This window comes from Marinobacter sp. (assembly GCF_040904845.1).
Classification (GTDB): domain Bacteria; phylum Pseudomonadota; class Gammaproteobacteria; order Pseudomonadales; family Oleiphilaceae; genus Marinobacter.
In genome coordinates, this window is record NZ_JBBDSR010000032.1 from 1 (window position 1) to 1,440 (window position 1,440).

The following is a 1,440-nucleotide window of genomic DNA, read 5'->3' on the forward strand; positions in this document are numbered from 1 at the left end:
AGAGTTATCGTCAAATCTGGTGTTTAGAGAACCCAGTCAGGCGGCCTCGTAGTTGTCTTTGTTGACTTCGATCCCGTCACGGAATTGAACGCCGGTGATCACTTTCCCCAGCGTTTTGTACCCCCGCAGTCTTCGCCAGTTCTGTTCCGCGCACTGACCCAGTTTGAACATCATGTGGAGCATGCCGTTGCGGGTCAGGCAACCCTTTGAGCGTTTCGTCCGATGCCGGATGGTCCCGAAGGTGGATTCAATCGGGTTGCTTGTCCGCAGGCTTTGCCAGTGCGTGGCCGGGAAGTCATAGAAGGCCAGTAACTCCTGGCGGTCCTTCTCCAGCTTCACCGTGGCCTTGGGATATTTGGCCTCGTAAGTGCTCACGAACAGGTCGAAGGCCCGCGTTGCGTTTTCCTTCGTTTCAGCCTGCCAGATTTCGTGCAGTGCGCGCTTCGCTTTGGGCTGCGAGGACTTGGGTAAACAGTTCAGAACGTTCATCGTCTTGTGCATCCAGCAGCGCTGCTGCCGGGTCTGGCCGTAGATCTCATCCAGCGCTGACCAGAAACCCATAGCACCGTCGCCAATGGCCAGGCTGGGCGCATTCATGCCTCGCTCTTTCAGTTTCAGAAGCACTTCACGCCAGCTTTGGGTGGACTCACGCACACCGTCCTCGACGGCCAGGAAGCGCTTCTGGCCATACTCATTAACGCCAATAATAACCAGGGCGCAGAGCTTTGCGTCCTCGCTGCGCAGACCGCTGTAAACGCCGTCAGCCCAGATATAGACCCACCGGTCCTTATCTAACCGGCTGACGCGCCAGTTATCGTATTCCGCAGCCCACGCCTTTTTCAGGCGCGACACGGTCGTTGCGGATAGGCCTTTGGCCTGCGGGCCTACCAGAACTTCCAGCGCCGTACTCATCTCGCCTGCCGAGATTCCCTTGAGATACAGCCAGGGCAAAGCGGCTTCCAGTGTTTGAGTTTTGCGAACATAGGGCGGCACTAGCGCCGAGTGAAACGTGACCGGCTTTCCTGCCTTGGTCCGGACTTTGGGCACCTTCACTGTTACCGGTCCGATGCCGGTCTGAATCTCGCGCTCCGGCAGATAGCCATTGCGGACAACGCCGGCCCTGCCGTCTTCTAATTGCCGCTCCTTGTGGGCTTCAAGCACTTCGGCCAGTTCAACTTCAACCGCCTGCTGAATCAGTTTCCTGGCTCCTGAGCGCAGCAACTCGGTCAGTGGATCCTGGCTCTCGTCTCGACCCGCCAGGTCGATCACGCTACTCTTGCTCATGGTGGCGTACCTCTGGTTTGTTTGGTTGGTTTGGCGACTGCCAATCAACCAGATACGCCGCCTTCTTTCAAATCCTCAAACACCAGATTCAGTTATAACTCGCCGCAAAACCAACATTATGCCTGCCCCGGCGGTGGTGACTATCGGGACGATCGA

1 protein-coding gene is annotated in these 1,440 nt (G+C 57.2%); it reads right to left on the reverse strand.

The annotated features are described in order from the left end of the window. Window positions 1-36: 36 nt before the first annotated feature. On the reverse strand, window positions 37-1,284 hold the full coding sequence (locus WD429_RS03290; protein ID WP_368420745.1) for an IS256 family transposase: 1,248 nt from the start codon (window positions 1,282-1,284) through the stop codon (window positions 37-39). Window positions 1,285-1,440 lie beyond the last annotated feature (156 nt).

Coding starts and splice junctions, on each gene's coding strand:
- WD429_RS03290 (WP_368420745.1), bottom strand. CDS start 1,284: ATGAGCAAGAGTAGCGTGATCGACCTGGCGGGTCGAGACGAGAGCCAG.